The organism is Burkholderia dolosa, assembly GCF_902499135.1.
Classification (GTDB): Bacteria; Pseudomonadota; Gammaproteobacteria; order Burkholderiales; family Burkholderiaceae; genus Burkholderia; species Burkholderia dolosa.
The window spans coordinates 1-26,043 of record NZ_CABVPR010000079.1 but is presented as its reverse complement, the minus strand read 5'-3'; the positions used below and the strand labels follow the sequence as shown (position 1 = coordinate 26,043).

Genomic DNA, 26,043 nt, shown 5'->3' with positions numbered 1-26,043 from the left:
AGGACCGCGACGAGGAACGCGGAGAAGCTGCCGAGCTGCGCGATCCCTTCGACGACGATCACGACGAGACCGGCGGCCGGACCGCTGACGGATAGCGACGAGCCGCTCAGCAGCGCGACCACGATGCCGCCGACGATGCCGGACAGCAGGCCGGCGAACGGTTCGACGCCGGACGCGTTCGCGATGCCGAGACAGAGCGGCAGCGCGACGAGGAACACGACGATGCCGGCGACGATGTCGCGCGGCAGCGTGGACAGACGCTCATTCAGTTTCATGGTTGACGGGTTTCGTTGGCGTAGGAGGCGGAATCAGCCGAGCGAGGCGCCGGAAATGGCGGGTGCGGAGGCTGTCGCCGCCGGGTCGCCCGAGTCGAGTTCCATCAGGTGTCCATCGGCGAGCGAGAAGATCCAGCCGTGGACGAGCGGCGGCCGCTCGCGGTCGCGCACGATCGGCGACGCGCGCAGTTGCCGCACCTGTTCGAGCACGTTCAGCTCCGCGAGGCGATCCGCGGCGGCCGTGTCGTCGAGTCCGTCAAGCGTATCGCGATGGCGGCGCGCAAGCGCGCAGAGCGGCGCAATGCGGCGTGCAACGTGCGGCAGTTCTCGCGGGGGCGGCAGCAGCGACGCGCGCACGCCGCCACACCCGTAGTGGCCGCACACGATCACGTGATCGACGTCGAGCACGCGCACCGCGTACTCGAGCACGCTCGCGGCATTGTCATCGTCGGGGTGGAACAGGTTCGCGATGTTGCGATGGACGAACAATTCGCCCGGCGCGCTGTGCGTGATGGTTTCGGCCGGCACGCGGCTGTCGGAACAGCCGATCCACAGCACCCGCGGGTTTTGCCCGCGCGAGAGCGCGTCGAAGAAGTCGGGCGTACGCTCACGCGTCTCGCGGGCCCAGGCGGCATTGGCCGCCCGCATACTCTTGATTCGATTCATGAAGTTACTTTTCCGTCACAAAATCGGTGAGCGCGACCAAGCTTCACAACCGATCGAATCTCATGTTCAAGACCCGAAGTAGGTGTTGCAAAAGCTGACCGGTCCGACGCATTTGTCCGGGTGATGGTCTGCCTCCACTGCGGGCTCGGGTTGCTTGTGCGAGGGTTCCGGTTCCGAGATGCCGGTACTGTTTGCCGCGGCACGCGCTTCGTGCAGTTTCTTCATTACTTCCTGTATATGGCGCGGGTAATGGGGGTCGTCGTTCGCGAAGCTATATCCAAGCGCTCGCAATTCCGCGAGCTCCGCTTTCACCTCGGCGCGCGTCAATTCTTTTGAATTGGCATTCGCGGTCAAGCCAAAAGCCATTGCAAAAATTACAAAAGATGCGCTGAAATGCTTCAGATTCATATCGTTCCCAATATCGATTGTCGGTAGAGTCTGCATCGTATATTACAAAAACCTTACACTCAAGAAGGCGTTTATTACGAGATATGACGCGAATCGAATTTGGAATCGGTGCGGAAATTTTCTTTATTTCATTTCGCGCCAAGCTTCTATCAGGATTCGCTCTTTTCCGAAGTCGTCCGGAATTCCGTCCGATCACGCTGACGAGGCAGGGCGACAGTGGTTTCTCCGCGTGATCGTTCTAGCCCCGTCGGGCGCCGATGTGGGGCGAGGCGGCGCCGGCAGGCGGCCGCCTGCCTGCAAGGACGCGCGCGGCAGCGGAAATATCGGGCCTTGTCGCCGCGGCACCTTGGGGCAACGATGGTGCACGAATTTTGATAGGCGGCGTCTGGCGGCGATGTTAGTTTTTAGAAATGATTGAGATTCATGGACCTCGTCATGGCATGCCGGCAGAGTACCGACCAAGGCACTTGCAGATAAGGCGATGTATGAAACGGTCGTGAAGCGGGATGCAATGAAGTGGTGAAATTTGTTTATATGTGCTGGGCGATTTTATGAAAATCGGAAGGTTCGTTGTTGCCTGCGTCGGCGTATTGCTGTCGGGATCCGTGCAGGCCGGAAACTACGCGGTTTTTCTCTCCGAGAAGTACCAGAATTTCAGCCGCGAGCCGACGGGAACGGGATTGGGATTCACGATCGACGCGTCGCATCGCCGGAACGATACGTATGCGATCGGACCGGGTCTCGGTTTGAGCGTCCCGCTCGGCGCGCTTTCGTTATTCGTCGGCGGCAAGGCGCTCTATATCCACTCGCCGGCGGCAGGAAAAGGCGTCGCGACACCTGTCGGTGTTGCAGCGAACGTGCGCCTGTCGAATATGTTGTCCGTTTCAAGCCGATTGTTCTATACGCCCAAGGCGGCATTCAACAGCCGCCTGGGCGGGTATGTTCAGACCGGCATCGGCGTTCGAATGAACGTCGATCCGGCAATCGTCGAGGTCGGATGGCGATACGAGCGCATCGCCGGTCGTAACGGCGCGAGCGGGCAAAAGCTGCTGAACGGCCCTTATGTCGGATTGGGCTTTACGTTCTAGCCCGCAGTGCGTGGCCTTCGTCGAACCCGCGTCTGTCGATCGCTTCACATCGCGGCGAACGATCCGGCATGACGCAGGGCGGGCGGCTGGGAAGCCGCGGCGTCGGCGATCCGCTCGGCGCGCGGGTTCCGGCGCACGGCCGAGGTTTAGCAGCCGCGGTGTACCGGAAGACCGGAATGAAAATCAACTGGCGTGGAAGCATCGGTTCTCGCATCGCGGCTCCTGCGACGGCGGACCAAGCGAGGTCGACGAGCGTATTGGAAGGCGAAGTGCCGTCGTCAGCGGTTCCGCCCGGGCCGATTCGGTGTCGCCGCATAGCGCTATTTCGTCGGAAGACGGCGTGTTTGCGGCGCAACTCCCGATGCCGATGCCCGAGTTGCGAAGCTGGGCCGCATGGACGTCGACGCAAATCGACGCGTCTTGCAGCGCCGCGGCTCGATACGGTAGAACACAGGATGTGAGGATGAAAAAGCAGATCGTGACGGCGGCACTGATGGCTTCCGTTGTCTACTTTGGCATATCTGCTTCCGTCGAGAGCGGTCTTTTTCGGAAGGCCGTCGAATATGGTCGCGCAAAAAAATGGATCGTCGTGCCGTTGTCCGCGGACGTCGGCGACCGGTGACCGCGAGGCCAGGTATCGGGCACCGCTGTTTCGAGTGTGGCCGTCCGCAGCCGCGGCAAGGAGACTGTCCGGCCGACGGCGGCGCATTCGACAGGTTGATCCGGCATGCTGCCGTTACTTGCAACCGGCTGCGTGCGTCATTTCTCGCCGGCCGTTAGCGTTGAAGACGGCGCGCCGCTCGCGCTCATGCGGCGCCGCAGTCGTGATACCGGCCGCAATCGAGTTGCGGACCGGCGTGCGGTCTGCGCACGGCCATGGCGGCTGCAGCGATAGCGTGCTTGCGCATGTGCGGTGGATATGTATGGAGGCAGCAGGTACCGTGTAGAATCCCGACGGAGCATCCGGAGCCCGAACGAAGAACTCATCGGCCGCGCGAGAAAGGTGGTGTTCGAAACTGCGTAGTCGATCCATTTTCCCTTGGTGCATCTCCACATCACAACGACGACATGGATAAACCAAAGACGCGGCTCGCCACATCGTGGCTCTATTTGCTGTTGGCCATCCTTGCTGAAGTTGCCGGCACGGCTTTCATGACCGAGGCCGCACGTAGCGGTACTTACGCCGGCTACATTGTGATGGCGGTCGCGCTTGCGCTTTCTTATTTCTTCCTTTCGCTTTCGATTCGACAAATCGCGGTAGGCATCGCATATGCGACGTGGGAGGGGCTCGGTCTCGCCGCATTGACCGTGATCGGTGTCGTGGTCTTCCGCGAAACGCTGTCGCTTCAGGAAATCATCGGTCTTACGCTGGCGCTCGTCGGCATCGCGTGCGTGGCGATTGGCGAGGAGAAGTGAATGAAGACCTCGGCTATCGTATTTGTCGCCGTCTCCGCCGCGATCGACATCGCCGCGAACATGATGCTGGAAAAATCCGACGGATTTCGGCGACGCGCGTGGGGCGCCGGAGCCATCGTGCTGCTATGGATCGCGTTCGCGTTGCTGGGCCAGGCGGTGAAAAGCATCGACCTCCCCACTGCGTACGCGATGTGGGGCGGCATTGGCATTCTCGGCACCGCGCTATGTGCGAAGGTGCTTTACAGGCAACATCTGAAGCCGATCGGCTGGGTCGGCATCGTGCTCGTTATTGTCGCGGTCGTGCTGTTGTCGACCGCGGAATAGCGGAGGTCGACGCTCGAGGTGGCGCGATACGCGGCGCGTCGAGCCACTCTGCATGTGCAAACCGCCGGCCAGAATATGCGGCCTGTTGGCCTTACTCGTTCACGCTGACCCAACCACCACGAACGACCATGAGCTATCTTCCCCAACTCGCCGCAGTGGGCGGCGTGATGTTGCTGGCATGCGTCAGCCCCGGCCCCGACCTGATCGCCGTTTCGTCCCACGCGCTCGGCAATCGCCGCGCGGGTTTGCTCGCCGCGCTCGGCATCGCGTCGTCGCATGCGGTGTGGGCGGCGATGGCGATTTTCGGGCTCGGCCTGATCGTTGCAAAACTTGCATGGCTGTACGAGGCGATCCGGATTGCCGGCGCCGCTTACCTGATCTATCTCGGCATCAAGTCGCTGTCCGGCCTGCGGCAATCGGCCGGGCAGGCCGACGTCGCGAACGCGCCCGCGGTGCGCGGCGGTGTGCACGCATACCGGAAAGGGCTGCTGGTCGGCCTGACGAACCCGAAGGCCGCCGCGTTCTTCGGCAGCCTGTTCGTCACGCTGCTGCCCGCGCATGCGCCGGCGTGGGTGCACGGTGCGACGCTGGCGGTCGTCGTCGCCGTATCGCTGACGTGGTTCTGCACGGTCGCGCTGCTGTTCTCGACGAATCGCGTGCAGACGGGCTACGCGAAACTGCGCAAGCCGATCGACGCGGTGATGGGGACGATCCTGCTCGGCCTCGGCGCGAAGCTCGCGCTGGATCGCTGACCGGCGCATCCGTGCGCATGGCCGTGTCGAACGGCCATGCCGCCGCGGCACAGTTCCGCGCCTTTCTTCGCACGCGACGCGTCACGCGCGCGCTCAATTGTTCGCGACAGCGTCCGTTGCCGGCTCCTGCGTCGCGTCGTTCCTGCTCCAGCCGCCGCCGAGCGACCGGTACAGCGCGACCGCCGCCAGCGCATGTTCGCGCCTGACCTGATTCAGCGAATCGGCATCGCGCAAATAAACCTCCTGCGCGGACAACACGTCGAGAAAATCCGTCGCACCGCCCTTGTAAAGCTGGTTCGCGAGGCCGAGCGCCTTGTCCGACGCAGCGAGCGCGCTGCCGAGCCGCTGCGTCGCCTGATCGGTGCTGACGAGGTTCGCGCGCGCATCCTCGACCTCGCGCAACGCCTGCAGCATCGTCTGACGCAACGCGAGCTCCGACTCGCGCATCCGGCTTTCGCTCTGCGCGATGTCGGCCGTGATGCGTCCCGCGTTGAAGATCGGGCTCGTCGCGCTCAACGCGGCGCTGAACAGGTTGTCCGTCAGCGTCGGCAAACCCAGATACGACGCGGCGAGAATCCCGTCGGTCAGATTCAGCGAAAACTTCGGATAGCGCTCGGCCTTCGCGACGCCGACCTGCGCCGCACGCCGCTCGACCTGCGCGTACGCGGTCAACACGTCGGGGCGCCGCAGCAGCGCTTGCGAAGGCAACGTCGTCGGCGACCCGCTCGGCGGCGCCGGAATGTCGCCCGGCTGCGCGAGCACGAGCCGATCGACGGACTCCGGCGTGCGGCCGGAATACACGGCGATCAGATTGAGCTGATGCGCGATCTGCGCGTGCGTCGGCGGAATCCGCGCTTCGAGCGCATCGAGCTGGTTCTGCGCGCGCGTGACGTCGAGTTCGGTCGACAGCCCGAACGCCTGCCGCTTGCGCGTGAGTTCGAGCGCGCGCTGCCGGATCGTCGCGTTGTCCTGCAGGATCTTCAGCTGCTGCTGCGCCCAGCGCAGATCGACATACGCGGATGCGGTGTCGGCCGCCAGCGCGAGCCGCATCGCGTCCTCCGCATGCTTGTGCCCGACGAGCTCCGCGCGCGCGGCGAGCAGATCGAGCCGTTCGCCGCCGAACACGTCGGGCGACCAGCTCAGCGCAAGCCCCGCGCCGGCTTGTCGCACGTAGCCGAGCGGCGGCGGAACGTTCTGGCGCGCGTCGGACGCATGCGCGGTTGCATCGAGTTCCGGCAGCAGCGCCGCGCGCTTTTGCACGGTCAGCGCCTGCGCCTGCTTCACGCGTTCGGCCGCAGCCTGCAGGTCGAGGTTGCCGTCGAGCACGGTCGCGATCAGGCGGTCCAGCACCGGGTCGTGGAACTGCGCCCACCACGTTGCCGCATCGACGTCGGCGTGCGGCACGTCGGTGTCCCACGCCGCAGGCGCGAGCGACCGAACGGAATCGGGCAGCGCGGGATGCTGCGCGGGCTGGACTGCGCAGCCGGCGACGAACGCGCTGACGGCAACGGCGACGAGTAGCTTTTTCATGATGACGACCTCAGTGCGCGTCCGGCGGCGGCGCGTTCAGCGAAATGGGTTTGGAGAAGACGACCGCGATCAGCGCGACCACGAAGCACAGCGACAGCGCGTAGTACGCATCCGCATAGGTGAGCGTCAGCGCTTCGCGATAGACGATCCGATGCAGGTTCGCGAGGCTCGCCTGCGCGGTATTCAGCGTGTTGCCGGCGACCGATGTCCAGTAAGCGGCCTGCCGCTCGAGCAGCGACGCGATTTGCGGCTCGCCGGCGCTCACGTGCTCGTTCAGCCGCAGGTAGTGGAAGTTGAGCCGATCGTTGAGCATCGTCGCGCTGACCGCGATGCCGATCGCGCCGCCGAGATTGCGCATCAGGTTGAACAGCCCGCTCGCCGATTTCAGCCGCGACTGCGGCAGCGAGCCGAGCGCCATCGTCACGATCGGCGGCACGCTGAACTGCTGGCCGATGCCGCGCAGCGCCTGCGGCAGCAGCAATTCCTTCCAGCCCCAGTCGTGCGTGATCGGCGTGTACAGATAGCAGCCGACGCCGAAACAGACGAGCCCGAACACGAGCAGCGTGCGCAGGCTGAAGTACCGCGCGGCAAATGCGTAGGCGCCCAGCGCCAGCAACTGGAACGCGCCGACCGACAGCAGCGCGATGCCGATCTGCAGCGAGCTGAACGCGCGCACCTGCGCGAGAAACAGCGGCGTCAGGAACACGGTGACGAAGATCCCGATGCCGGTCACGAACGACAGCAGGCTGCCGATTCCGAAATTGCGCACGACGAGCGCGCGCAGATCGACGATCGGCTCGTCGGCGGTCAGCGCATGCACGATGAACAGGAAGCCGCAGATGCCGGAGATCCATGCGCACGCAACGATCACGTCGTCGCTGAACCAGTTCTTGCGCGGCCCTTCTTCGAGCAGGTATTCGAGGCAGCCGAGAAAGCCCGACATCAGCGCGATGCCGAGATAGTCGCCGCGCTTCACGAGGCTCAGGTCCGGCTCGTCGATATGCACGTAGCGCGGCACGAGCACGGCGACGACGATGCCGGGCACGAGATTCAGATAGAACAGCCAGTGCCACGACCATTGATCGGTGATCCATCCGCCGATCACCGGGCCGATCGCCGGTGCAAGCGATGCGAGCGCGCCGATCGTCGTCGATGCGATCAGCCGCTGCTTGCCGGGAAACAGCACGAACGCGGTCGTAAACACGGTCGGGATCATCGCGGCGCCGAGCGCGCCCTGCAGCCCGCGAAACAGGATCATCGAGTTGATGTCCCACGCTAGCCCGCACAGCATGCTGGTGATCGTGAAGCCGACGGCGGAGGCGACGAACAGCCAGCGTGTCGACATCACCTTCGACAGCCAGCCCGACATCGGGATCACGATGATCTCCGCGATCAGGTACGCGGTCTGCACCCACGACAATTCGTCCTGACTCGCGGACAGCCCGCCGCCGATGTCGCGCAGCGACGACGCGACGATCTGGATGTCGAGCGTCGCCATGAAGAAGCCGACGCACATCAGCGCGAACGCGAATACGCGCTGCTTCGTCGGTTGCGACGCGGGGTCGCCGGAAAACGCGGTGGTCATCGTCGGCTCCCGTTCAGTGCGCGCGATCGGTATGCACGGTCACGACCGCGGACAGGCCGGGGCGCAGTACCTGCTCGAGCCCCGGCTGCGGGTCGAGGTGCACGCGCACCGGCACGCGCTGAACGATCTTCGTGAAGTTGCCGGTCGCGTTCTCGGGCGGCAGCACGCTGAAGGTCGCACCGGTCGCCGGCGCGAGGCTGTCGACGCGGCCGTGCAGGCGCGCCCCCGACGCGTCGAGCGACACGTCGGCACGATCGCCGGCGCGCATCTTGCGAAGCTGGTCTTCCTTGAAGTTCGCGTCGATCCACAGGCCGGACGCCGGCACGATCGTCAGCAGCGGCGCGCCGACGTTCGCGAGCATCCCGACGCGGCCGGTGCGGTTGCCGACGTAGCCGTCGACCGGCGAGCGAATCGTCGTGTATTCGACGTTGAGGGCGGCGACGCGCTGCGCGGCAAGCGCGGTGTTCACGCGGGCGCGCGCGTCGGCGAGCTGCGCGCCGAGCACGTCGAGCTGCCGCTTCGACGCGAGCAGCGCGGCGTCGCTGCGTTCGACGGCCGCGTTCGCCTTCGCGTAATCGGCGTCCGCGCGCTCGACGATCTGGTTCGACACGGCATCGGCTTTCACGAGCTCGCGGTAGCGCACGCGATCGGATGCGGCGCGCGTCAACTCGGCCGACGACGCGTTCCTGTCCGCCGCATGCTGGCCGATCACCGCGTATTGCAGCTGCTGCTTCGCTTCCAGCTCGGCAACCGCGGAGCGCGCGGCGTCGACTTCCGCGCTCGCCTGCGCGAGCTTCGCTTCGTAGTCGCGTGCGTCGAGCTGCACGAGCACGTCGCCGGCCTTCACGCGCTGGTTGTCGGTCACGAGGATCCGGTCGACGAAGCCGCTGACCTTCGGCGCGAGCACCGTCACGTCGCCGCCGACGTACGCGTCGTCGGTGCTCTCCTGGAAGCGCAGCACGAATAGCCAGTCGAGCGCGGCCGCGCCGACCGCGATGACGACGGCGATCACCGCGATCCGCATCCACGGCACGCGGCGCCGCTGTTTCGCGGGCGGCTCGACCGTGGCTGTGTCGCGGGCGGTAGCGGCTTGGGTCGTATCCATCGATTCACCTATGTATATGCACTATTTGGAGCGATCGACGGCGTGTCGTCGATCGCGGAAAGGGTTGACGTTCGACGTCAGCGTTCCGGCAGGTCCTGCGTGATCCGGAACAATTCGTCTCTGAGGCGGGCCGCCTGCATCGGCCCGAACCGCCGCTCGAATGCCTGCTGCGCGGCGAGCCAGTGCACATGCGCATCGGCGATCTTCGCTTCGCCGCGTGCGGTCAGTGCGAAGGTCTGACGGCGACACTGCGGTTCGAGCCTGCCGGTCACGAGCGCCGCGCCGACGAGCGGCTTCAGCGCGCGCAGCAGCGCGGTGCGTTCGATGACGAGGATCGCCGACAGCGTCGCCATCGTGATGCCGGGCCGCTCGCGCAGCAGCGCGAGGATGCTGTATTGCGACGGCGTGACGCCGGCCCGTGACAGATATCGCTCGTAGAACTGCGAGATTCGTCGCGCGGCCTGTCGCACCGCGAAGCAATCGTCATCGGTAAGCGCCGTATTGTGCATGTGCACATGTTAGGCGGCGATGCCGTTGCGAAGCGATGGCCGAGGCAGGATCAGATTGGTGTCGTGGCGGTACCAATCGACGGAAAGCGTCGGCGTTCGCGCGCCGGCTCAGGCCGCCGCCGGCACGACGCCGCCTTCGCGGTCGAAGTACGCGGCCGTGTAGTCGATGAACGCCTTGACCTTCGCGGGCAGCAGCGCGCGGTTCGCGTACGCGAGCTTGATCTCGACCGACGCATCGACGAGTTCGGCATCGCCGAGCAGCTCGACGAGCGCGCCCGACGCGAGTTCCGCTTCGACGAGCGTTTTCGGCACGACGCCGATGCCGAAATCGCGCATGACCATCTCGCGGTTGAACACCGGGCTGTTCGACGAGATGTCGAAGCGGTACGGAATGGTCAGCGTGTTGCCGTCGACGCGGAACGACAGCGACGGCCGGCGCAGCGACGGCGACATCGGCACGAACGGATGATCGGCCAGATCGGCCGGCGTGACGGGGTGCGAGTGGGCGCGCAAGTAGGCGGGCGTCGCGACGATCACGAACGGAATCCGCTCGATGAGCCGCACGACGGTCGTTTCGCTCGTCAGCATGTACGGGACGACGATGCCGATGTCGTAGCCTTCGCCGACGAGATCGACAGGGCGCTCGGTGAGCGTCACGTCGAGGCGGATCTTCGGATGCGCGGCCTTGAATCCGGCGATCAGCGGCACGTGCCGGTACAGCGCGGCCGTCGTGTGCGCGACGACGCGCAGCAGCCCTTCGGGCTCGCGCGTCTGCGCCTGCGCTTCGAGTTCGAGCGCGTCGAGTTCGTCGAGCACGGCCGCGCAGCGCTCGTAGATGCGTTCGGCGGTTTCGGTCAGCGATACCTGACGCGTGGTCCGGTGCAGCAGCCGGCTGCCGAAGCGCGCTTCGAGATCGGCGACCGCGCGCGACACGACGGGCCGCGCGAGACTGTGAATGTCGGCGGCGCGCGTGAAGCTGCGCATCTCGACGACCGACCGGAAAATCCGCAGCTTGTCGATGTAGTCCATATCGATTCCTCGGAACGACGACGGAGCGCCGGGCGGCCGCCGACCGTCAGTTACGGCGGAGTGTACATTGACTTTATGCATATGCACATATAAATTGCCGCACATGGACGACACCCATATTGCCGAAGCATGCAACTGCCTCGCGCTGCGTCAGGCCGCGCGATTCGTCACGCAGCTGTACGAGCGCCATCTGGCCCCGACCGGCGTGACGCCCGCGCAGTTCGCGATCATGGCGAGCCTCGCGCGGCGGCCCGATACGCTGATGAGCGAGCTCGCCGATACGCTCGTGATGGACCGCACGACGCTGCTGCGCGCACTGAAGCCGTTGCAGCGCGACGGCTTCGTGACGACGGCCGCGTCCGAGCACGATGCGCGCGCGCATGCGCTCAGCCTGACCAGGCTCGGCGAGCGCACGTTCGCGCAGGCGAAGCTCGCATGGCAGGCTGCGCAGGACGAGTTCGAGACGCAGTTCGGCCGCGGCCGCGCGAAGGCGTTGCGCGGCGAACTGCACGGCGTGACGGCGATGCGATAAAGACGGCGAGGGGCGCGGTAGTATGACGAATCGCGTCCGGATCCACCGGACGAAATACGAGGAGCGCCCATGCTGCAACTGAGCGAACGTGACGACGCGATGATGCGCGGCGCCTTCGGCGCCGGCGTCGCGCGTGCGATGCGGATCGTCGCGCGCACGGCCGACGTGATGTCCGCGCCGCATCTGATCGACATCGCGAGCGCGCATATCGACGGCTGCCTGTATCACGGCCGCACGAGCGTCGACTTCGTCGAGTATTTCGTCGATACCGGCGCGAAGGTCGCGGTGCCGACCACGCTGAACGTCGGGTCGCTCGACCTGATCCATCCGGAGCTTTATCGCGGCGATCGTGCGATCGAGCGCGATGCGCGGCGTCTGATGGATGCGCATCTGCAGCTCGGCTGCGAGCCGAGCTTCACGTGCGCGCCGTATCAGCTGAAGAATCGGCCGGTGCAAGGCGAGCAGATCGCGTGGGCCGAATCGAATGCGATCGTCTTCGCGAACTCGGTGCTCGGCGCGCGCACGAGCCGCTATGGCGACTTTCTCGATCTGGCCGCCGCGATCACCGGGCGCGCGCCGTATGCGGGCCTGCATGTCGAAGCGAACCGCGCGGCGCGGATCGTGTTCAATGCGCCGGATTTCGGCCGCCTGCCGTCGCGCGACATTCATTTCGCCGCGCTCGGGCTGCTGATCGGCAAGGTCGCGGGCGCGATCGTGCCGGCGATCGTCGGGCTGCCGCCGGATACCACCGAGGACGAACTCAAAGCGCTCGGCGCGGCCGCCGCATCGAGCGGCGCGGTCGCGCTGTTTCATGCGGTCGGCGTGACGCCGGAGGCGCCGACGCTCGATGCCGCACTGCACGGGCGCGCCGCGCAGCGAACGATCGACGTGACGATCGCCGATCTCGACGCGATTCGCCGCACGCTGAATCACGGCGCGGCCGGCGACGCGCTGGCCGCGGTCGCGCTCGGCACGCCGCATTTTTCGCTGGCCGAATTCCGTGCGCTCGACGCGCTGCTCGATGCATTCGACGGCCGGCCGAAATGCGACGTCTACGTGAACACGAGCCGCTTCATCCTGTGGCAGCTGGACGAGCTCGGCCTCGCAGGCAAGTTTGCTGCGCGCGGCGTTCAGATCGTCGTCGATACGTGCACGTACATCACGCCGGTGATGAAGCAGCTGTCGGGGCTCGTGATGACGAATTCGGCGAAATGGGCATCGTATGCGCCGGCGAACATCGGCGTCGCGGTGGCGTACGGCAGCCTGCGCGACTGCGTGCGCTCCGCGTTCGAAGGAAGGGTGCGATTCGATGACTGAGCGCAACCCCTTGGTATTGACGGCCGACACGCTCGTTGCGGGCCGCGTGTGCGCGGATACGATCGTGCTCGACCAGCCGCTCAGCTTCTGGGGCGGCTACGACTCGGCCGCGGGCCGCATCGTCGATCGCGGGCATCCGCAGGCCGGCGCGAGTCTCGCCGGCAGGATCCTCGTGATGCCGCATGCGAAGGGATCGAGTTCGAGCAGCAGCGTGCTCGCGGAAGCGGTGCGCAACGGCACGGGGCCGGCCGGAATCGTGATGAAGGAGCGCGACCTGATCATTTCGATCGGCGCGATCGTCGCGGCGGAGCTTTATGCGATCGCGGTGCCGGTCGTGTGCGTGACGGAGCGCGACTATCGCGCGATCGTCGCCGCGTCGGGGCCGGTGCGGATCGATGCGAGCGACGGGGACGGCGGCGCGCGGATCTATGTCGGCGACGCTGCGCGGTCGGGCTTCGCCGGCCCGGACGCCGGTTCCGCCGACGCGGCCGTGGCTTCGCGATAGGCACTCGGCGTCTGTCCGGCCCAGCGCCGGAACGCGCGCGTGAAATTCGCCGGGTCGGTGAACTGCAGCCGCTCGGCGATCGTCTTCAGATCGAGATCCGACGCGGCGAGCAGCTGCTTCGCGTCGCGAAACCGCGCTTCGTCGAGCAGTTGCCGATAGCTCGAGCCGGCTTCTTCGAGGCGACGCCGAAGCGTGCGCGTCGACACGAACAGCGCGTCGGCGAGCCGGTCGGGGCCCGGATACGCGCCGGCCGTTTTCGCGAGCTCCGCACGCACGCGCTCGACGAGATCGCCTTCGTCCTGACGCACCTGCGCATATTCATGCTCGACCTGCACGAGCGCCTGCCGGTGCGCGACCTCGTCGGCGAGCGGCAGCGGCCAGTCGAGCACGTCGCGGGCGACCCACAGCGCGTTCGCCGCGCATCCGAACGTCACCGGCGGCAAGCGATCTCGATAGCGCGCGAAATACGCGGGCTCCGGCCACGCGAAGCGCAGCATGATCGTCGGCGACGCGCGCCCCGCCCATTGCGCGATGTTCTGCGCGAGCCCGGTCAGCACGAACTCGAACATCACGTGATGCTGCAACACCGGGCTCGCCTGCACGCCGTGCAGTTCGAGCGTCGCGCCGCGCTCGTCTTCCGCATACGCGAGCCGATACTGGCGATTGCGCATCCGGAAGTAGCGCTGCGTGACGCGCAGCGCTTCGCGGATGTCCGGCGCGGTCAACGTCGCATAGCCGAGGAAGCCGTGCACGGTCGGCTTCAGCAGCAGCCCGAACGCGAGGCCGATGCCCGGATCGCCGCCGATTTCGATCGCGTTGAGCACGAGCCGCCCCCATTGCGACGGTGCGACGCGCGCGTCCGGCTCGGCCAGCACCGCATCGCGCAGGCCGGTGCCGGCGCGCACGGCGGCCGGATCGACGCCGCGTGCGGCCAGCGCCTGCAGCAGCAGGCGCGGATACGCGACCGGAATCGTCGGCCGGCGCAGCCCGAGGCGATCCTTGCGATGCGGTGAAGTCATGTCTTTTTTTGGCCGGAAAAGACAAGCATTATGGCTGTTTGCCCTCTCACGGACAACGCGGCGCGCAGCCTACGATCGCGTCCATCGCCTATCCGCACAATCGCCATGACGACTTTCTTTCCGCATCTGCTCGCGCCGCTCGACCTCGGCTTCACGACGCTGAAGAACCGCGTGCTGATGGGCTCGATGCACACGGGCCTCGAGGACAGCCGCCACACGCTGCCGCGCCTCGCCGAATATTTCGCCGAGCGCGCGCGAGGCGGCGTCGGCCTGATCGTCACGGGCGGCTTCGCGCCGAACGTGGCCGGCTGGACCAAGCCGTTCGGCGGCACGCTGATGACGTCGGCGGCCGCACGTCGGCACCGCGCGGTCACCGGCGCCGTGCATGCGGAAGACGGCAAGATCGCGCTGCAGATCCTGCACACCGGCCGCTACGGCTATCACCCGTTCGCGGTTGCGCCGTCGAGGATCAAGTCGCCGATTTCGCCATTCGCGCCGCACGCGCTGAGCGCGCGCGGCGTCGAGCGGCAGATCCGCGCGTTCGTCCGCTGCGCGCAGCTCGCGCGCGATGCCGGCTATGACGGCGTCGAGATCATGGGGTCCGAGGGCTACCTGATCAACCAGTTCATCTCGATGCATACGAACAAGCGCACCGACGCGTGGGGCGGGTCGTACGAGAACCGTATCCGGCTGCCGATCGAAATCGTCGAGCGCACGCGCGAGGCGGTCGGCCGCGATTTCATCCTGATCTACCGGCTGTCGATGCTCGACCTGATTCCCGACGGCAGCGACTGGAGCGAGACCGTGCAGCTCGCGAAGGCGGTCGAGCGCGCGGGCGCGACGATCATCAACACGGGCATCGGCTGGCACGAGGCGCGCGTGCCGACGATCGCGACGTCGGTGCCGCGCGGCGCGTTCGCATGGGTGACGAAGAAGATGAAGGGCGAGGTCGGCATCCCGCTCGTGACGACCAACCGGATCAACCGGCCGGAGGTGGCCGAGCAGATTCTCGCGGACGGCTGCGCGGACATGGTGTCGATGGCGCGCCCGCTGCTCGCGGATGCGGAGTTCGTCGTGAAGGCCGCGCAGGGCCGCGCGGACGAAATCAATACGTGCATCGGCTGCAATCAGGCGTGCCTCGACCATGCGTTCAGGAACCGGATCGCGTCGTGCCTGCTGAATCCGCGCGCATGCCACGAGACGGAGCTCAACTATGCGCGCACCCAGCAGCCGAAACGCATCGCGGTGGTCGGCGCGGGGCCGGCCGGACTCGCGTGCTCGACCGTGCTGGCGCAGCGCGGCCATCGCGTCGATCTGTTCGATGCCGCGAAGGAGATCGGCGGGCAGTTCAATCTCGCGAAGCGGATTCCGGGCAAGGAGGAATTCCACGAAGCGCTGCGCTATTTCGGCCGCCAGATCGACGTGACCGGCGTGACGCTGCATCTGAACCGTCGCGTCGATGCGAACGACCTGATCGCCGGCGGTTACGACGAGATCGTGCTCGCGACCGGCGTGTCGCCGCGCGATCCGAAGATTCCCGGTCAGGACGGGCCGAACGTGCTCGGCTATATCGACGTGCTGACGGGCCGGCAGCCGGTCGGCCGGCGTGTCGCGGTGGTCGGCGCGGGCGGTATCGGCTTCGACGTCGCCGAATATCTCGTGCACGACGGCGCGTCGCCGACGCTCGACCTCGACGCATGGAAGGCCGAATGGGGCGTCACCGACCCGGCCGCGACGCGCGGCGGCATCACGCGTGCGCAAGTGAGCGCGCCTGCGCGCGAAGTGACGCTGCTGCAACGCAAGCCCGCGCCGCTCGGCAAGGGGCTCGGCAAGACGACCGGCTGGATTCACCGCGCGACGCTGAAGATGAAGCAGGTGAAGATGATCGGCGGCGTGAACTACGAACGGATCGATGCGCGCGGGCTGCACGTGTCGTACGGCGAGCGGCGTACCGGACACGAACTGATCGAGGTCGACACGATCGTGCTGTGCACCGGCCAGGAACCGCAGCGCGCGCTGCTCGCGCCGCTGCAGGCGGCCGGCTGCGCCGTGCATCTGATCGGCGGCGCGGAACTCGCGGCCGAACTCGATGCAAAGCGCGCGATCGATCAGGGGGCGCGTCTGGCTGCACGATTGTGATGCGCGACGGCGATGCGCGGCTGCAACGCGCCCTCGTACGCGCGGCATCGCCGCGTGGGTCACGCCGCTGCGATGCGCGGCGCGACGGTGCCGCTCACGCTTGCGCGTGTTCCGCCGCTTCCGCTTCGAGCATCGCCCTGACGATCAGATAGACGGCCGGCAGATCGTCGTCGTCGCGGCGCCAGTCGACCGGCTCGTCGACGTCCGCCGGCACCATCCGGCTGTCGCGCAGCCGGATGAACGCATCGACGACGACCGGATCGTTGCGGTTCAGGAATCCCGGATTCGAAAACGCGAGCTCTTCGACGTCGAGCAGCGCCTTCCAGCTCATCGTGCGCTCGGCGGCCGGATGATTGCGCCGCCGCAGGCCGAGCGCCCGCTGCGCGGGACCGGCGACGACGCGCTGCAGATCGACGACCGCCCGCTGCGCGGCGCGCTCGAAGTGAAGGGGATTGAAGCCGGGCTGCTCGGGATCGAATGCGGATGACTGGAACATGGTCGCCTCACAAAAGTCCGTCCGTCGAGAGTGACGGAATTCGGGTCAAATGCTGCAAAAGCACTGTAAATATATACAGTGTTCGATGCAGTTTCAAGCCCCGAATGAAGCCGTACGCGAAGACGGGCGAGCGGGCCCGAGCTTGCGCTCACACCGATGCCGCGATCGTTTCGCGCAGCCACCGATGCGCGGGATCGCGATGCACGCGTTCGTGCCACAGCATCGACATCTCGTAGCCGGGCACGTCGACCGGCGCTTCGACGACGCGCAGCGCGCGCGTATCGCGCACCAGCCGCTCGGGCAGCATCGCGACGAGATCGGTGCTCGCGACTGCCGACAGCACGAACAGGAAATGCGGGACGGACAGCACGACGCGCCGCGTCGCGCCCGCTTTCGCGAGCACTTCGTCGGTCACGCCGAAGAAGCCGCCGCCGTCGGGCGACACGATCACGTGCTCGAGCGTGCCGAACTGCGCGAGCGTCGGGCGCCGCCTGAGCTTCGGATGATCGGCGCGGCCGACCAGCACGTAGCGCTCGGTGAACAGCGGCAGGCGCCGCATGCCCGGCGGCGATCCTTCGGTCGTATGGAACGCGAGGTCGATCCCGTTGCGCTCGGCGTCGTGCTCGATGCGCGGCGGCACGAGTTCGACGACCGCGAGCCGCGTGCCGGGCGCAGCCGAGCGCAGCGTCCCGAGCGCGGGCAGCACGATCGTCGATTCGCCGTAGTCGGTCGCGGCCACGCGCCACGTGTTCGTCGCGGTGGCCGGATCGAACGGCGTCGCGGGCATCACTGCGCGTTCGACCGCTTCGAGCGCGTCGCGTAGCGGCTCGCGCAGCGCTTCCGCGCGCGCGGTGGGGCGCATCCCGCGCGGGCCGGGCAGCAGCAGCGGATCGCCGAACAGATCGCGCAGCTTCTGCAGCTGCACGCTGACCGACGGCTGCGACATGTTCAGCTTTTCCGCCGCGCGCGTGACGTTGTGTTCGGCGAGCAGCACGTCGAGCGTCACGAGCAGGTTCAGATCGAGTCGTCTGAGATTGTTCATCACTATAGCTGGCATATCGGGAATTCATTTCAAATATACCGGCGGTCGCGGCATCCTGTCGTCATTCGATTCACGGAGTACGAACATGAATGTGCTGATCGTCTATGCCCACCCCGAGCCGCGTTCGCTGAACGGCGCATTGCGGGATTTTGCCGTCGCGCATCTGCAGGCGGCCGGTCACACCGTGCAGGTGAGCGACCTGTATGCGATGAACTGGAAGCCCGCGCTCGACGCGCACGACATGATCGAGCGCTCGCCCGACGCGCGCTTCGATCCGGCGCTCGATTCGAAGCGCGCGTACGAGAACGGTGCGCAGCGCGAAGACATCGCGCGCGAGCAGGACAAGCTGAAGTGGGCCGATACCGTGATCCTGCAGTTTCCGCTGTGGTGGTTCTCGATGCCGGCGATCATGAAAGGGTGGGTCGAGCGCGTGTATGCGTACGGCTTCGCGTATGGCGTCGGCGAGCATTCCGACCGGCACTGGGGCGACCGTTACGGCGAAGGATCGCTCGCCGGCAAGCGCGCGATGGTGATCGTCACGACCGGCGGATGGGAGTCGCACTACAGCGCGCGCGGGATCAACGGGCCGATCGACGACGTGCTGTTCCCGATTCATCACGGGATCCTGTATTACCCCGGCTTCGACGTGCTGCCGCCGTTCGTCGTCTATCGCGCGCAGCGAATGGACGAAGCGCGCTTCGCCGAAACGCGCGCGGCGCTCGGCAAGCGTCTGGACGAACTCGACACGACGCCGCCGATTCCGTTTCGTCGGCAAAACGCCGGCGATTACGAGATTCCGGCGTTGACGCTGAAGCCGGACATCGCGCCGGGGAAGGTCGGGTTCGCCGCGCATCTGGCCGCATAGCGCGCGCACCAGGCGCCGCACGCTGCGCATGCGTCGCTCGATGCACGCGCGCGACAGTGGGCGTTGCGCGACGCCGCGCCGCGCCGCGCAAAACACAACACGGGCGACCCGCGAGAACCCGCCGGCCGCCCGTGTCTCGGTACCGCCCGCGACCGTCGACCGACGGCCGCGACGCGCGCCCGCTTACCGATCGTCGTCGCGCACCGACGACGGATGCCGGCACAGCGCGCGCACTTCCATCTCCATATACGGAAACAACGGCAGCTGACTCAGCACGTCGTGCAGCTGCTGCACGCTGTCGACGTCGAAAATGCTGACGTTCGCGTATCGACCCGCGATCCGCCACAGATGACGCCAGACCCCTTCGTTCATCAGCCGCTGGCACATCGCCTTTTCCTCGGCCTTCAGCGTGGCCGCCTTGACCGGATCCATGTCGGCCGGCAGACGGACGGTCATCTCCACATGAAACAGCATCGTGCGCTCCTTGCGTCGTCGGTTCGTCGAATCGGCAGCGTGCCGGCCTTCACGCGTGCGCGCGGGCGCGTTCGACTTCGCTCGCCGGCACGTCCTGCCGTTCCTTGACCAGCGTGAAATCGAAATCGATCAGCGCGAACTGTCCGTCGATGCCGTACGGCTTGCCTTCCGCGCCCTCGGCTTGCCGGATCTTCGGAATCAGCCCTTCGCGGGTCGCGAACGCGAAATCGTCCCAGATGTGCGGATCGCCTTCGATGTTGATCTGCGTCGTCAGCTTGCGATGGCCGTCCGCGGACACGAAGAAGTGGATGTGCGCGGGACGATGTCCGTGCCGGCCCAGCAGGTCGAGCAGCTGCTCGGTCTTGCTGCCCGGCGGCACGCTGTAGCCGACCGGCAGCACGCTGCGGAAACTGTAGCGGCCTTCGGCGTCGGTGCGGATCGAGCGGCGCAGATTGAACGGCGGCTGCGACTGATCGAAATACGAATAGTTGCCGAGATGGTTCGCGTGCCACACCTCGACGAGCGCATTCGCGAGCGGCGCGCCGTCGTGGCTCAGCACGCGGCCGCGCATCACGAGCGTCTGGCCCGGATCGGTGCCGTCGTCGAGGCGTGCGTGGCCGACCGATTCCGGCGCGCCGGCGACGTACAGCGGCCCTTCGATCGTGCGCGGCGTGCCGCCCTGAATGCCGGCCTTCGCCTCGGCTTCGTCCATCCGCACGTCGAGGAAGCGCTCGAACCCGAGGCCCGCGGCGATCAGCCCGAATTCCTTGCCGGCTTCGTTCAGGTAGTTGAGCGCGGTCCAGAATTCGCTCGGCTGCACGTCGAAATCCTCGATCGTGTAGCACAGGTCCTTCACGATCCGGTTGACGATCGCGCGCACGCGCGGGTTGCCGGGCTTTTCGGCAGCATCGTCGAAGGTCTTCAGCAGGGCGTCGATCTGTTGCTTGGTCATCGGTGTCTCCGGTTTCGGTTGTCGCGTGGGATCAGCGGGCGCCGCGTCGCATCCGTTCGATGCGTGCCCAGTCGAAGGTGATGCCGAGGCCGGGCGCGGTCGGCAGATGCAGCTTGAAATCCGCATAGCGCAGCGGCTCGACGAGGATTTCTTCGGTCAGCAGCAGCGGGCCGAACAGTTCGGTGCCCCACTTCAGCGACGGGAACGTGCTGAACAGCTGCGCGGACGCCATCGTGCCGGCCGCGCCTTCGAGCATCGTGCCGCCGTACAGATCGATGCCGGCCGCCGATGCGATCGACGCGACGCTCGCCGCGCCGAGCAGCCCGCCGGACTGCGCGATCTTCACCGCGAACACGTCGGCGGCGCGCGCCTGCGCGAGCGCGAACGCGTCGACCGGGCCGTGCAGCGCCTCGTCGGCCATGACCGGAATCCGCGCGAACTGCGTGAGGCGCTGCAGGCCCGCGCGGTTGCTCGCCGCGATCGGCTGTTCGACGAGGCTCACGCCCGCGTCGGCGAGGCGCGGCGCGGCCCAGATCGCGTCGGTTTCGCCCCATGCCTGGTTCACGTCGACGCGCACGTCGCCGCGATCGCCGAGCGCGCGCTTGATCGCGATCACGTGCGCGACGTCGTCGGCGAGCGCGTTCGAACCGATCTTCAGCTTGAACGCGCGATGGCGGCGCGCGTCGAGCATCGCTTCGGCTTCCGCGATGTCGCGCTGCGTGTCGCCGCTCGCGAGCGTCCACGCAACGTCGACGGCGTCGGTCGTGCGGCCGCCGAACAGCTCGGACAACGGCACGCCGAGCCGGCGCGCGTGCGCGTCGAACAGCGCGGTCTCGAGCGCGCACTTCGCGAAACGATTGCCCTGGAACAGCTTGCGCGCCCGCGCGAGCGCGGCGCCCGGACGCGTCGCGTCCATGCCCGTCAGCAGCGGCGCGAAATACGTGTCGATGTTGACCTTGATGCTCTCGGGGCTCTCCTCGCCGTATGCGAGGCCGCCGATCGTCGTCGCTTCGCCGACGCCTTCGATACCGTCCGTGCATCGAACGCGGACCAGCACGAGCGTCTGGCAATTCATCGTCGCGACCGACAGCTTGTGGGGCCGAATCGTCGGCACGTCGACGAGCAGCGTGTCGATGCGCTCGATGGTGGCGGCAGTTGCTATCATGCGATTCCTCCTGTTGGTGCACATGGTAGGAATTCCCGCCCCGCGCCGTCCAACACTCTTTACGACTACTTCCATACCTTTGGAGCATGAAATGGAATTGCGTCAGCTCCGGTACTTCATCGCCGTCGCGGAAGAGATGAACATCACGCGCGCGGCCGAGCGGCTGCACATGACGCAGCCGCCGCTCAGCCGCCAGCTGCAGGCGATCGAGGACGAAATCGGACTGCCGCTGTTCGAGCGCGGCGCGCGGCCGTTGCGGCTCACCGATGCGGGGCGCGTGTTTTATGCGCAGGCGAAGCGCGTCGTCGATCAGGCGGACGAGCTCGGCCCGCTCACGCGGCGGCTCGCGCAATTGTCCGAGCGCATCGTGATCGGCTTCGTGCCGTCGACGCTGTACGGTGCGCTGCCGGACGCGATCCGCGCGTTTCGCGACGCGCAGCCCGACGTCGAGCTGTCGCTGGTCGAAATGTTCACGCTCGAACAGCTCGGCGCGCTGAAAGGCGGGCGGATCGACGTGGGGTTCGGGCGCCTGCGCTTCGACGACGATCAGGTCGTGCGCGAGGCGCTGATCGAGGAAAAGCTGATCGCGGCGCTGCCGGCCGGACATCCGCTCGCCGATCCGGAACGGCCGCTCGCGCTTGCCGACATCGCGCACGAGACGCTGATCGTCTATCCGAGCACGCCGCGGCCGAGCTTCGCCGATCAGCAGCTGTCCGCGCTGCGCGACGGCGCGCTCGTGCCGGCGGCGGTCCACGAAGTGCGCGAACTGCAGACGGCGCTCGGGCTCGTCGCCGCGCGCGTCGGCGTGTCGCTGGTGCCGGAGAGCGTCGAAGGCGTGCGGGTGAAGGGTGTCGTCTATCGGCGGCTGCCCGAGCCTGCGGCAACGTCGCCGATCATCATGAGCCGCCGGCTGCACGGCGAAAGCGCGGCGACGGCCGCGTTCTGCGCGATCGCGCGGCAGACGTTCGCGCCGGCCGGATGACGATCGCCGGTCGCACATGAATAGCGAACGCCACGCGCGGCCGGTGTCCGTACAGGCGTACGCCCGTTCTTCCCGATTCGGCGCCCGCGCAACGCGGCGTTCGACCGATTCGCGCCGAAGCCGCATCGAACGGCGCAGCCGCCGGACGCGCACGCACCGCGGCGCTGCATCGCCGGTTACCGCTTCGCGTCGAGCGTCTCGGACGGCGATTCGCCGAATTTCTCCCGGTACGCGATCGCGAACCGCCCGAGGTGGGTAAACCCGCAGTCGAGTGCGATATCGGCGATCCGCCGCTCGGACGCCGAGCCGCGCAGCAGTTCGCGCGCATGGTCGAGGCGCGTCGCGCGCAGGTATTGCATCGGGCTCATTCCACGAAACTGCAGGAACGCATCGCGCAGCGTGCGCTCCGGCACGTTGGCCGCGCGCACGATGTCGGCGAGCTGCAGCGGCTGCGCATAGTGCGCGTCGACGAATTCCTGCGCACGCCGCACGAAGCCCGGCGCGGGATCGTGGCGCGACGCGCGCAATGCCGACGGCGGATGGCCTTCGATCAGCAGGTCGATCAGCAGATGCTCGAGCTGCGACGCGACGCGCGGATTCGCGCGCGCGCGTTCGAGCAGTTCCGGCGAGCGCGCGACGAGCATCAGCTGCTCGCGCCATGCGGCGAGCGCGGCATCGCTGACGTTCAGCACGGGGTCGAGCGTCGCGCGCGGCTCGCCGGTCAGCGCGCCGACGGTCGCCGCGTCGATGCGCAGCACGAACTGCTCGCAGTCGGCGGACAGCACCGCGTCGAAGCGCTCGCCGGGCGCGCACAGCACGCCGGTCCGCGCGTCCACGCCGAGCTGCCGCCCCATCGCGCGCACGTCGGCGTGCCCGGACAGGCAGAACATCAGCAGGTAATAGCCGTCGACCGCGTCGACCTGCACGCGCATCGCGTCGCCGAACGCGATCGTGCCGATCCCGAGCCCGCCGAGCCGCACGAAGTCCATGTGCGATGCGCCGCGCGCGCGGCCGCTCGGCAGCAGCGCATGCGGCTGCATCACGCGCGAGATCCGCTCGCGCGTCTCGTCGAGATCGCGGGATTCGAACAGCCGGTGCGCACGCAGCGCAAGCGGCTCGAACGGCGTTGGGGACATGGGCATCGGCCTCGATGGTGACGCGCGCGGCGATCCGGCGAACGGGTCGCGATCGCGCGCCGCGTCGCGTGTGCCGTCATGCTAGCGCAGAAATCTGCCGAAAGTGGATACTGCGCCGCCGCAATCGCACTTTCCGGATAGACGCCGAATATTAGCGTTTCAAAAATCCGCTCCATGCAGTCAAACGAAACGGATCGACAAGGAGTCCGACATGGAGCACACAGAATCGCCCGTCGTGTTCGCCGCGCGCGACGACGCGTCCGACGTGACCTTTCCGCACGACGACGGCTCGCGCGTGCCGTACAAGGTGTTCAGCTCGCGCGCCGTCTACGATCGCGAGCAGGAGCGCATCTTTCGCGGGCCGACGTGGAGCTTCGTCGCGCTCGAAGCGGAGATCCCGAACGCCGGCGACTTCAAGAGCACGTTCGTCGGCGACACGCCGGTGGTCGTCACGCGCACCGACGACGGTGCGCTGTCCGCGTGGGTCAATCGCTGCGCGCACCGCGGCGCGCAGGTCTGCCGCAAGTCGCGCGGCAACGCCAGCTCGCATACGTGCGTGTATCACCAGTGGAGCTTCGACAACCGCGGCAACCTGCTCGGCGTGCCGTTCCGGCGCGGCCAGAAGGGGATGACCGGGATGCCGGCCGATTTCGATCCGAAGCGGCACGGGCTGCGCAAGCTGCGCGTCGACAGCTATCGCGGGCTCGTGTTCGCGAGCTTCAGCGATGAAGTGGCGCCGCTGCCCGACTATCTCGGCGAGCAGATGCGCCCGTGGATCGACCGGATCTTCCACAAGCCGATCGAGTATCTCGGCTGCACGCGCCAGTATTCGAAGTCGAACTGGAAGCTGTACCTGGAGAACGTGAAGGATCCGTATCACGCGAGCATGCTGCATCTGTTCCATACGACGTTCAACATCTTCCGCGTCGGGATGAAGGCACGCTCGATTCCGGACGCGAATCACGGGCTGCACAGCATCATCACGGTGACGAAGACGGGCGACGACACGTCGGCGGCGTATAAGCAGCAGAACATCCGCTCGTTCGACGAGGGCTTCCATCTGGAAGACGAATCGATTCTCGACCTCGTGTCGGAGTACGACGAGGACTGCACGAACCATATCCAGCCGATCTTCCCGCAGCTCGTGATCCAGCAGATCCACAACACGCTGGTCGCGCGGCAGATCCTGCCGAAGGGGCCCGACAACTTCGAGCTGATCTTCCACTTCTTCGGCTACACCGACGACACGCCCGAGCTGCGCGCGCTGCGCATCAAGCAGGCGAACCTCGTCGGGCCGGCCGGCTACATCTCGATGGAGGACACCGAGGCGACCGAGCTCGTGCAGCGCGGCACGGTGCGCGACGGCGATGCGACGTCGGTGATCGAGATGTCGCGCGGCAATCCGGACCAGCAGGACACGGTGATCACCGAAAGCCTGATCCGCAAGTTCTGGGTCGGCTACCAGAAGCTGATGGGCTATTGACGCGGGAGCGCGCAACGATGGAAAACCTGACGGAAGACATGAAGACGTGGTTCGAGATCTACATGCTGCAGAACCGCTACATCGGCCACCTCGACAACGACCGGCTCGAACGCTGGCCGGAGATGTTCACGGAGGACTGCACGTACGAGATCGTGCCGAAGGAGAATGCGGATCTCGGGCTGCCGGTCGGCATCGTCCACTGCACGAACCGGCGGATGCTGCGCGACCGCGTGGTGTCGCTGCGGCACGCGAACATCTACGACGAGCATACGTACCGGCACATGACGTCGGGGCTGACGATCGTCGCGCAGCGCGACGGCGAGATCGACACCGAGAGCAACTACGTGGTCGTGCAGACGCGCAGCAACGGCGAATCGAACGTATATCAGGCGGGCAAGTACTACGACACGATCGTGCGCACGCCCGACGGACTGCGCTACAGGACGAAGCGCGTGATCTACGACACGTCGCGCGTGCAGACGCTGCTCGCGACGCCGATCTGACGAAACGAGGACACGACATGACCGAAGCAACGCTCGCCGAGTGGCATCCGCTCGGCACGCCCGACGAATTCACCGAAGACGAACCGGCCGCGCGCGTCGCCGGGCAGAAGCCGATCGCCGTGTTCCGGATCGGCGACGAACTGTTCGCGATGCACGATCTTTGTTCGCATGGTCACGCGCGTCTATCCGAAGGCTACGTGGAAGACGGCTGCGTCGAATGTCCGCTGCATCAGGGGCTGATCGACATCCGCACCGGCGCGCCGAAGTGTGCGCCGATCACCGAACCGGTGCGGGTCTATCCGATCCGGATCGTCGACGGACAGGTGGAAGTCAATGTCGGCTGATCCGTTCGTGATCGTCGGCGCGGGGCACGCGGCGCGCCGCACGGCCGAAGCGCTGCGCGAGCGCGATGCGGGCGTGCGCATCGTGATGATCGGCGCGGAGCGCGAGCTGCCGTACGACCGGCCCGCGCTGTCGAAGGACGCCTTGCTGAGCGACGACGGCGAGCGGCGCGCGTTCGTGCGCGACGCCGCGTGGTACGACGCGCAGCGCATCGAGCTGCGGCTCGGCACGCGCGTCGACGCGATCGAGCGCGACGCGCAGCGCGTGCGGCTCGACGACGGCACCGCGCTGCCGTACGCGCGGCTCGTGCTCGCGACCGGCTCGCGCGTACGCGCGTTCGGCGGGCCGATCGACGACGGCGTCGTGCCGCACTACGTGCGCACCGTCGCCGACGCGCGTGCGCT

At 66.8% G+C, this 26,043-nt stretch carries 29 protein-coding genes and 1 pseudogene; 15 read left to right on the top strand and 15 right to left on the bottom strand.

What is annotated here, in order from left to right:
* The 3 genes from BUB20358_RS25090 to BUB20358_RS25080 form a co-directional block, all read right to left on the bottom strand.
* On the bottom strand, positions 1–275 hold a 275-nt coding region (locus BUB20358_RS25090), incomplete at its 3' end, for a SulP family inorganic anion transporter (RefSeq protein ID WP_254593979.1).
* 33 nt (positions 276–308) lie between these two features.
* The gene (locus BUB20358_RS25085) at positions 309–941 is read right to left on the bottom strand and encodes a carbonic anhydrase (RefSeq protein ID WP_035973543.1); all 633 of its coding nucleotides are present in this window, start codon (positions 939–941) and stop codon (positions 309–311) included.
* 66 nt (positions 942–1,007) lie between these two features.
* Positions 1,008–1,349 (bottom strand): DUF4148 domain-containing protein, encoded by a 342-nt coding sequence (locus BUB20358_RS25080; protein ID WP_158380448.1) that lies wholly within the window; start codon positions 1,347–1,349, stop codon positions 1,008–1,010.
* A gap of 551 nt (positions 1,350–1,900) precedes the next feature.
* Between BUB20358_RS25080 and BUB20358_RS25075 the strand changes: the two genes are divergently transcribed.
* The 5 genes from BUB20358_RS25075 (at position 1,901) to BUB20358_RS25055 (ending at position 4,929) form a co-directional block, all read left to right on the top strand.
* A complete protein-coding gene (locus BUB20358_RS25075) occupies positions 1,901–2,437 on the top strand; it encodes a YfaZ family outer membrane protein (protein ID WP_045552271.1) in 537 nt (178 codons plus the stop codon).
* A 463-nt stretch (positions 2,438–2,900) separates the two neighbouring features.
* Positions 2,901–3,059 (top strand): hypothetical protein, encoded by a 159-nt coding sequence (locus tag BUB20358_RS25070; RefSeq protein ID WP_158380447.1) that lies wholly within the window; start codon positions 2,901–2,903, stop codon positions 3,057–3,059.
* A 446-nt stretch (positions 3,060–3,505) separates the two neighbouring features.
* Positions 3,506–3,853 carry an SMR family transporter gene (locus BUB20358_RS25065; RefSeq protein WP_006766980.1) on the top strand — a complete coding sequence of 116 codons (348 nt, stop codon included), beginning with the start codon at positions 3,506–3,508 and terminating at the stop codon, positions 3,851–3,853.
* Positions 3,854–4,177: a DMT family transporter gene (locus BUB20358_RS25060; RefSeq protein ID WP_035973550.1), complete on the top strand. Its 324-nt coding sequence runs from the start codon at positions 3,854–3,856 to the stop codon at positions 4,175–4,177.
* A 128-nt stretch (positions 4,178–4,305) separates the two neighbouring features.
* Complete coding sequence (locus BUB20358_RS25055; protein ID WP_035973551.1) at positions 4,306–4,929, top strand: LysE family transporter; 624 nt, start codon at positions 4,306–4,308, stop codon at positions 4,927–4,929.
* Between the two features lie 93 nt (positions 4,930–5,022).
* Here BUB20358_RS25055 and BUB20358_RS25050 read toward each other — a convergent pair whose 3' ends face one another.
* The 5 genes from BUB20358_RS25050 to BUB20358_RS25030 form a co-directional block, all read right to left on the bottom strand.
* On the bottom strand, positions 5,023–6,459 hold the full coding sequence (locus BUB20358_RS25050) for an efflux transporter outer membrane subunit (RefSeq protein ID WP_006766982.1): 1,437 nt from the start codon (positions 6,457–6,459) through the stop codon (positions 5,023–5,025).
* A gap of 10 nt (positions 6,460–6,469) precedes the next feature.
* The gene (locus BUB20358_RS25045) at positions 6,470–8,044 is read right to left on the bottom strand and encodes a DHA2 family efflux MFS transporter permease subunit (RefSeq protein WP_006766983.1); all 1,575 of its coding nucleotides are present in this window, start codon (positions 8,042–8,044) and stop codon (positions 6,470–6,472) included.
* A 13-nt stretch (positions 8,045–8,057) separates the two neighbouring features.
* A complete protein-coding gene (locus BUB20358_RS25040; RefSeq protein WP_006766984.1) occupies positions 8,058–9,149 on the bottom strand; it encodes an HlyD family secretion protein in 1,092 nt (363 codons plus the stop codon).
* A 77-nt stretch (positions 9,150–9,226) separates the two neighbouring features.
* Entirely contained in the window at positions 9,227–9,658 is a 432-nt protein-coding gene (locus tag BUB20358_RS25035; protein WP_035973553.1) for a MarR family winged helix-turn-helix transcriptional regulator, read from the bottom strand.
* A gap of 108 nt (positions 9,659–9,766) precedes the next feature.
* Complete coding sequence (locus BUB20358_RS25030) at positions 9,767–10,687, bottom strand: LysR family transcriptional regulator (RefSeq protein ID WP_006766986.1); 921 nt, start codon at positions 10,685–10,687, stop codon at positions 9,767–9,769.
* 103 nt (positions 10,688–10,790) lie between these two features.
* On the opposite strand from BUB20358_RS25030, the gene BUB20358_RS25025 reads away from it, so the two are divergent.
* From BUB20358_RS25025 to BUB20358_RS25015, 3 genes are all read left to right on the top strand, one after another.
* A complete protein-coding gene (locus BUB20358_RS25025; RefSeq protein WP_006766987.1) occupies positions 10,791–11,219 on the top strand; it encodes a MarR family winged helix-turn-helix transcriptional regulator in 429 nt (142 codons plus the stop codon).
* Positions 11,220–11,288: 69 nt separating this feature from the next.
* On the top strand, positions 11,289–12,536 hold the full coding sequence (locus BUB20358_RS25020) for an aconitase X (protein ID WP_006766988.1): 1,248 nt from the start codon (positions 11,289–11,291) through the stop codon (positions 12,534–12,536).
* Positions 12,529–13,041, top strand: a complete 513-nt coding sequence (locus BUB20358_RS25015) for an aconitase X swivel domain-containing protein (RefSeq protein ID WP_006766989.1) — start codon at positions 12,529–12,531, stop codon at positions 13,039–13,041. Before BUB20358_RS25020 ends, BUB20358_RS25015 begins: the two co-directional genes overlap by 8 nt.
* Here BUB20358_RS25015 and BUB20358_RS25010 read toward each other — a convergent pair.
* Positions 12,963–14,089: pseudogene (locus tag BUB20358_RS25010) on the bottom strand (AraC family transcriptional regulator). The gene BUB20358_RS25015 and the pseudogene BUB20358_RS25010 overlap by 79 nt on opposite strands.
* A gap of 76 nt (positions 14,090–14,165) precedes the next feature.
* Here BUB20358_RS25010 and BUB20358_RS25005 point away from each other — a divergent pair.
* Positions 14,166–16,199, top strand: a complete 2,034-nt coding sequence (locus tag BUB20358_RS25005; RefSeq protein WP_035973555.1) for an NADPH-dependent 2,4-dienoyl-CoA reductase — start codon at positions 14,166–14,168, stop codon at positions 16,197–16,199.
* Between the two features lie 94 nt (positions 16,200–16,293).
* Here BUB20358_RS25005 and BUB20358_RS25000 read toward each other — a convergent pair whose 3' ends face one another.
* Together BUB20358_RS25000 and BUB20358_RS24995 are read right to left on the bottom strand one after the other, a co-directional pair.
* Positions 16,294–16,695: a DUF2471 family protein gene (locus tag BUB20358_RS25000; protein WP_006766992.1), complete on the bottom strand. Its 402-nt coding sequence runs from the start codon at positions 16,693–16,695 to the stop codon at positions 16,294–16,296.
* A 148-nt stretch (positions 16,696–16,843) separates the two neighbouring features.
* Entirely contained in the window at positions 16,844–17,737 is an 894-nt protein-coding gene (locus BUB20358_RS24995; protein ID WP_035973556.1) for a LysR family transcriptional regulator, read from the bottom strand.
* Between the two features lie 85 nt (positions 17,738–17,822).
* On the opposite strand from BUB20358_RS24995, the gene BUB20358_RS24990 reads away from it, so the two are divergent.
* Positions 17,823–18,602 (top strand): NAD(P)H-dependent oxidoreductase, encoded by a 780-nt coding sequence (locus BUB20358_RS24990; protein WP_035973558.1) that lies wholly within the window; start codon positions 17,823–17,825, stop codon positions 18,600–18,602.
* Between the two features lie 183 nt (positions 18,603–18,785).
* Here the strand turns inward: BUB20358_RS24990 and catC are convergent, their stop codons facing one another.
* Genes catC through BUB20358_RS24975 form a run of 3 tightly spaced genes read right to left on the bottom strand, consistent with a single transcriptional unit; the run spans position 18,786 to position 21,193 of the window.
* Positions 18,786–19,076: a muconolactone Delta-isomerase gene (catC, locus tag BUB20358_RS24985; protein WP_006766995.1), complete on the bottom strand. Its 291-nt coding sequence runs from the start codon at positions 19,074–19,076 to the stop codon at positions 18,786–18,788.
* A gap of 49 nt (positions 19,077–19,125) precedes the next feature.
* Positions 19,126–20,028: a catechol 1,2-dioxygenase gene (gene catA / locus BUB20358_RS24980; protein ID WP_006766996.1), complete on the bottom strand. Its 903-nt coding sequence runs from the start codon at positions 20,026–20,028 to the stop codon at positions 19,126–19,128.
* A 31-nt stretch (positions 20,029–20,059) separates the two neighbouring features.
* A complete protein-coding gene (locus tag BUB20358_RS24975) occupies positions 20,060–21,193 on the bottom strand; it encodes a muconate/chloromuconate family cycloisomerase (protein WP_035973559.1) in 1,134 nt (377 codons plus the stop codon).
* A 91-nt stretch (positions 21,194–21,284) separates the two neighbouring features.
* Here BUB20358_RS24975 and BUB20358_RS24970 point away from each other — a divergent pair, with 91 nt between their 5' ends.
* Complete coding sequence (locus tag BUB20358_RS24970; protein WP_006766998.1) at positions 21,285–22,175, top strand: LysR family transcriptional regulator; 891 nt, start codon at positions 21,285–21,287, stop codon at positions 22,173–22,175.
* 176 nt (positions 22,176–22,351) lie between these two features.
* On the opposite strand, the gene andR is transcribed toward BUB20358_RS24970, so the two are convergent.
* Entirely contained in the window at positions 22,352–23,311 is a 960-nt protein-coding gene (gene andR / locus BUB20358_RS24965; RefSeq protein ID WP_035973560.1) for an anthranilate 1,2-dioxygenase regulatory protein AndR, read from the bottom strand.
* Positions 23,312–23,522: 211 nt separating this feature from the next.
* Between andR and andAc the strand changes: the two genes are divergently transcribed.
* The 4 genes from andAc to BUB20358_RS24945 all read left to right on the top strand — a co-directional run.
* Positions 23,523–24,794 carry an anthranilate 1,2-dioxygenase large subunit AndAc gene (andAc, locus tag BUB20358_RS24960; protein ID WP_035973562.1) on the top strand — a complete coding sequence of 424 codons (1,272 nt, stop codon included), beginning with the start codon at positions 23,523–23,525 and terminating at the stop codon, positions 24,792–24,794.
* 17 nt (positions 24,795–24,811) lie between these two features.
* Entirely contained in the window at positions 24,812–25,297 is a 486-nt protein-coding gene (gene andAd / locus BUB20358_RS24955) for an anthranilate 1,2-dioxygenase small subunit AndAd (protein ID WP_006767001.1), read from the top strand.
* A gap of 17 nt (positions 25,298–25,314) precedes the next feature.
* Positions 25,315–25,641 (top strand): anthranilate 1,2-dioxygenase ferredoxin subunit AndAb, encoded by a 327-nt coding sequence (gene andAb, locus BUB20358_RS24950; protein ID WP_006767002.1) that lies wholly within the window; start codon positions 25,315–25,317, stop codon positions 25,639–25,641.
* Positions 25,631–26,043: FAD-dependent oxidoreductase (locus BUB20358_RS24945; protein ID WP_174905134.1), on the top strand; the 413-nt coding region annotated here is incomplete at its 3' end. The genes andAb and BUB20358_RS24945, both read left to right, overlap by 11 nt.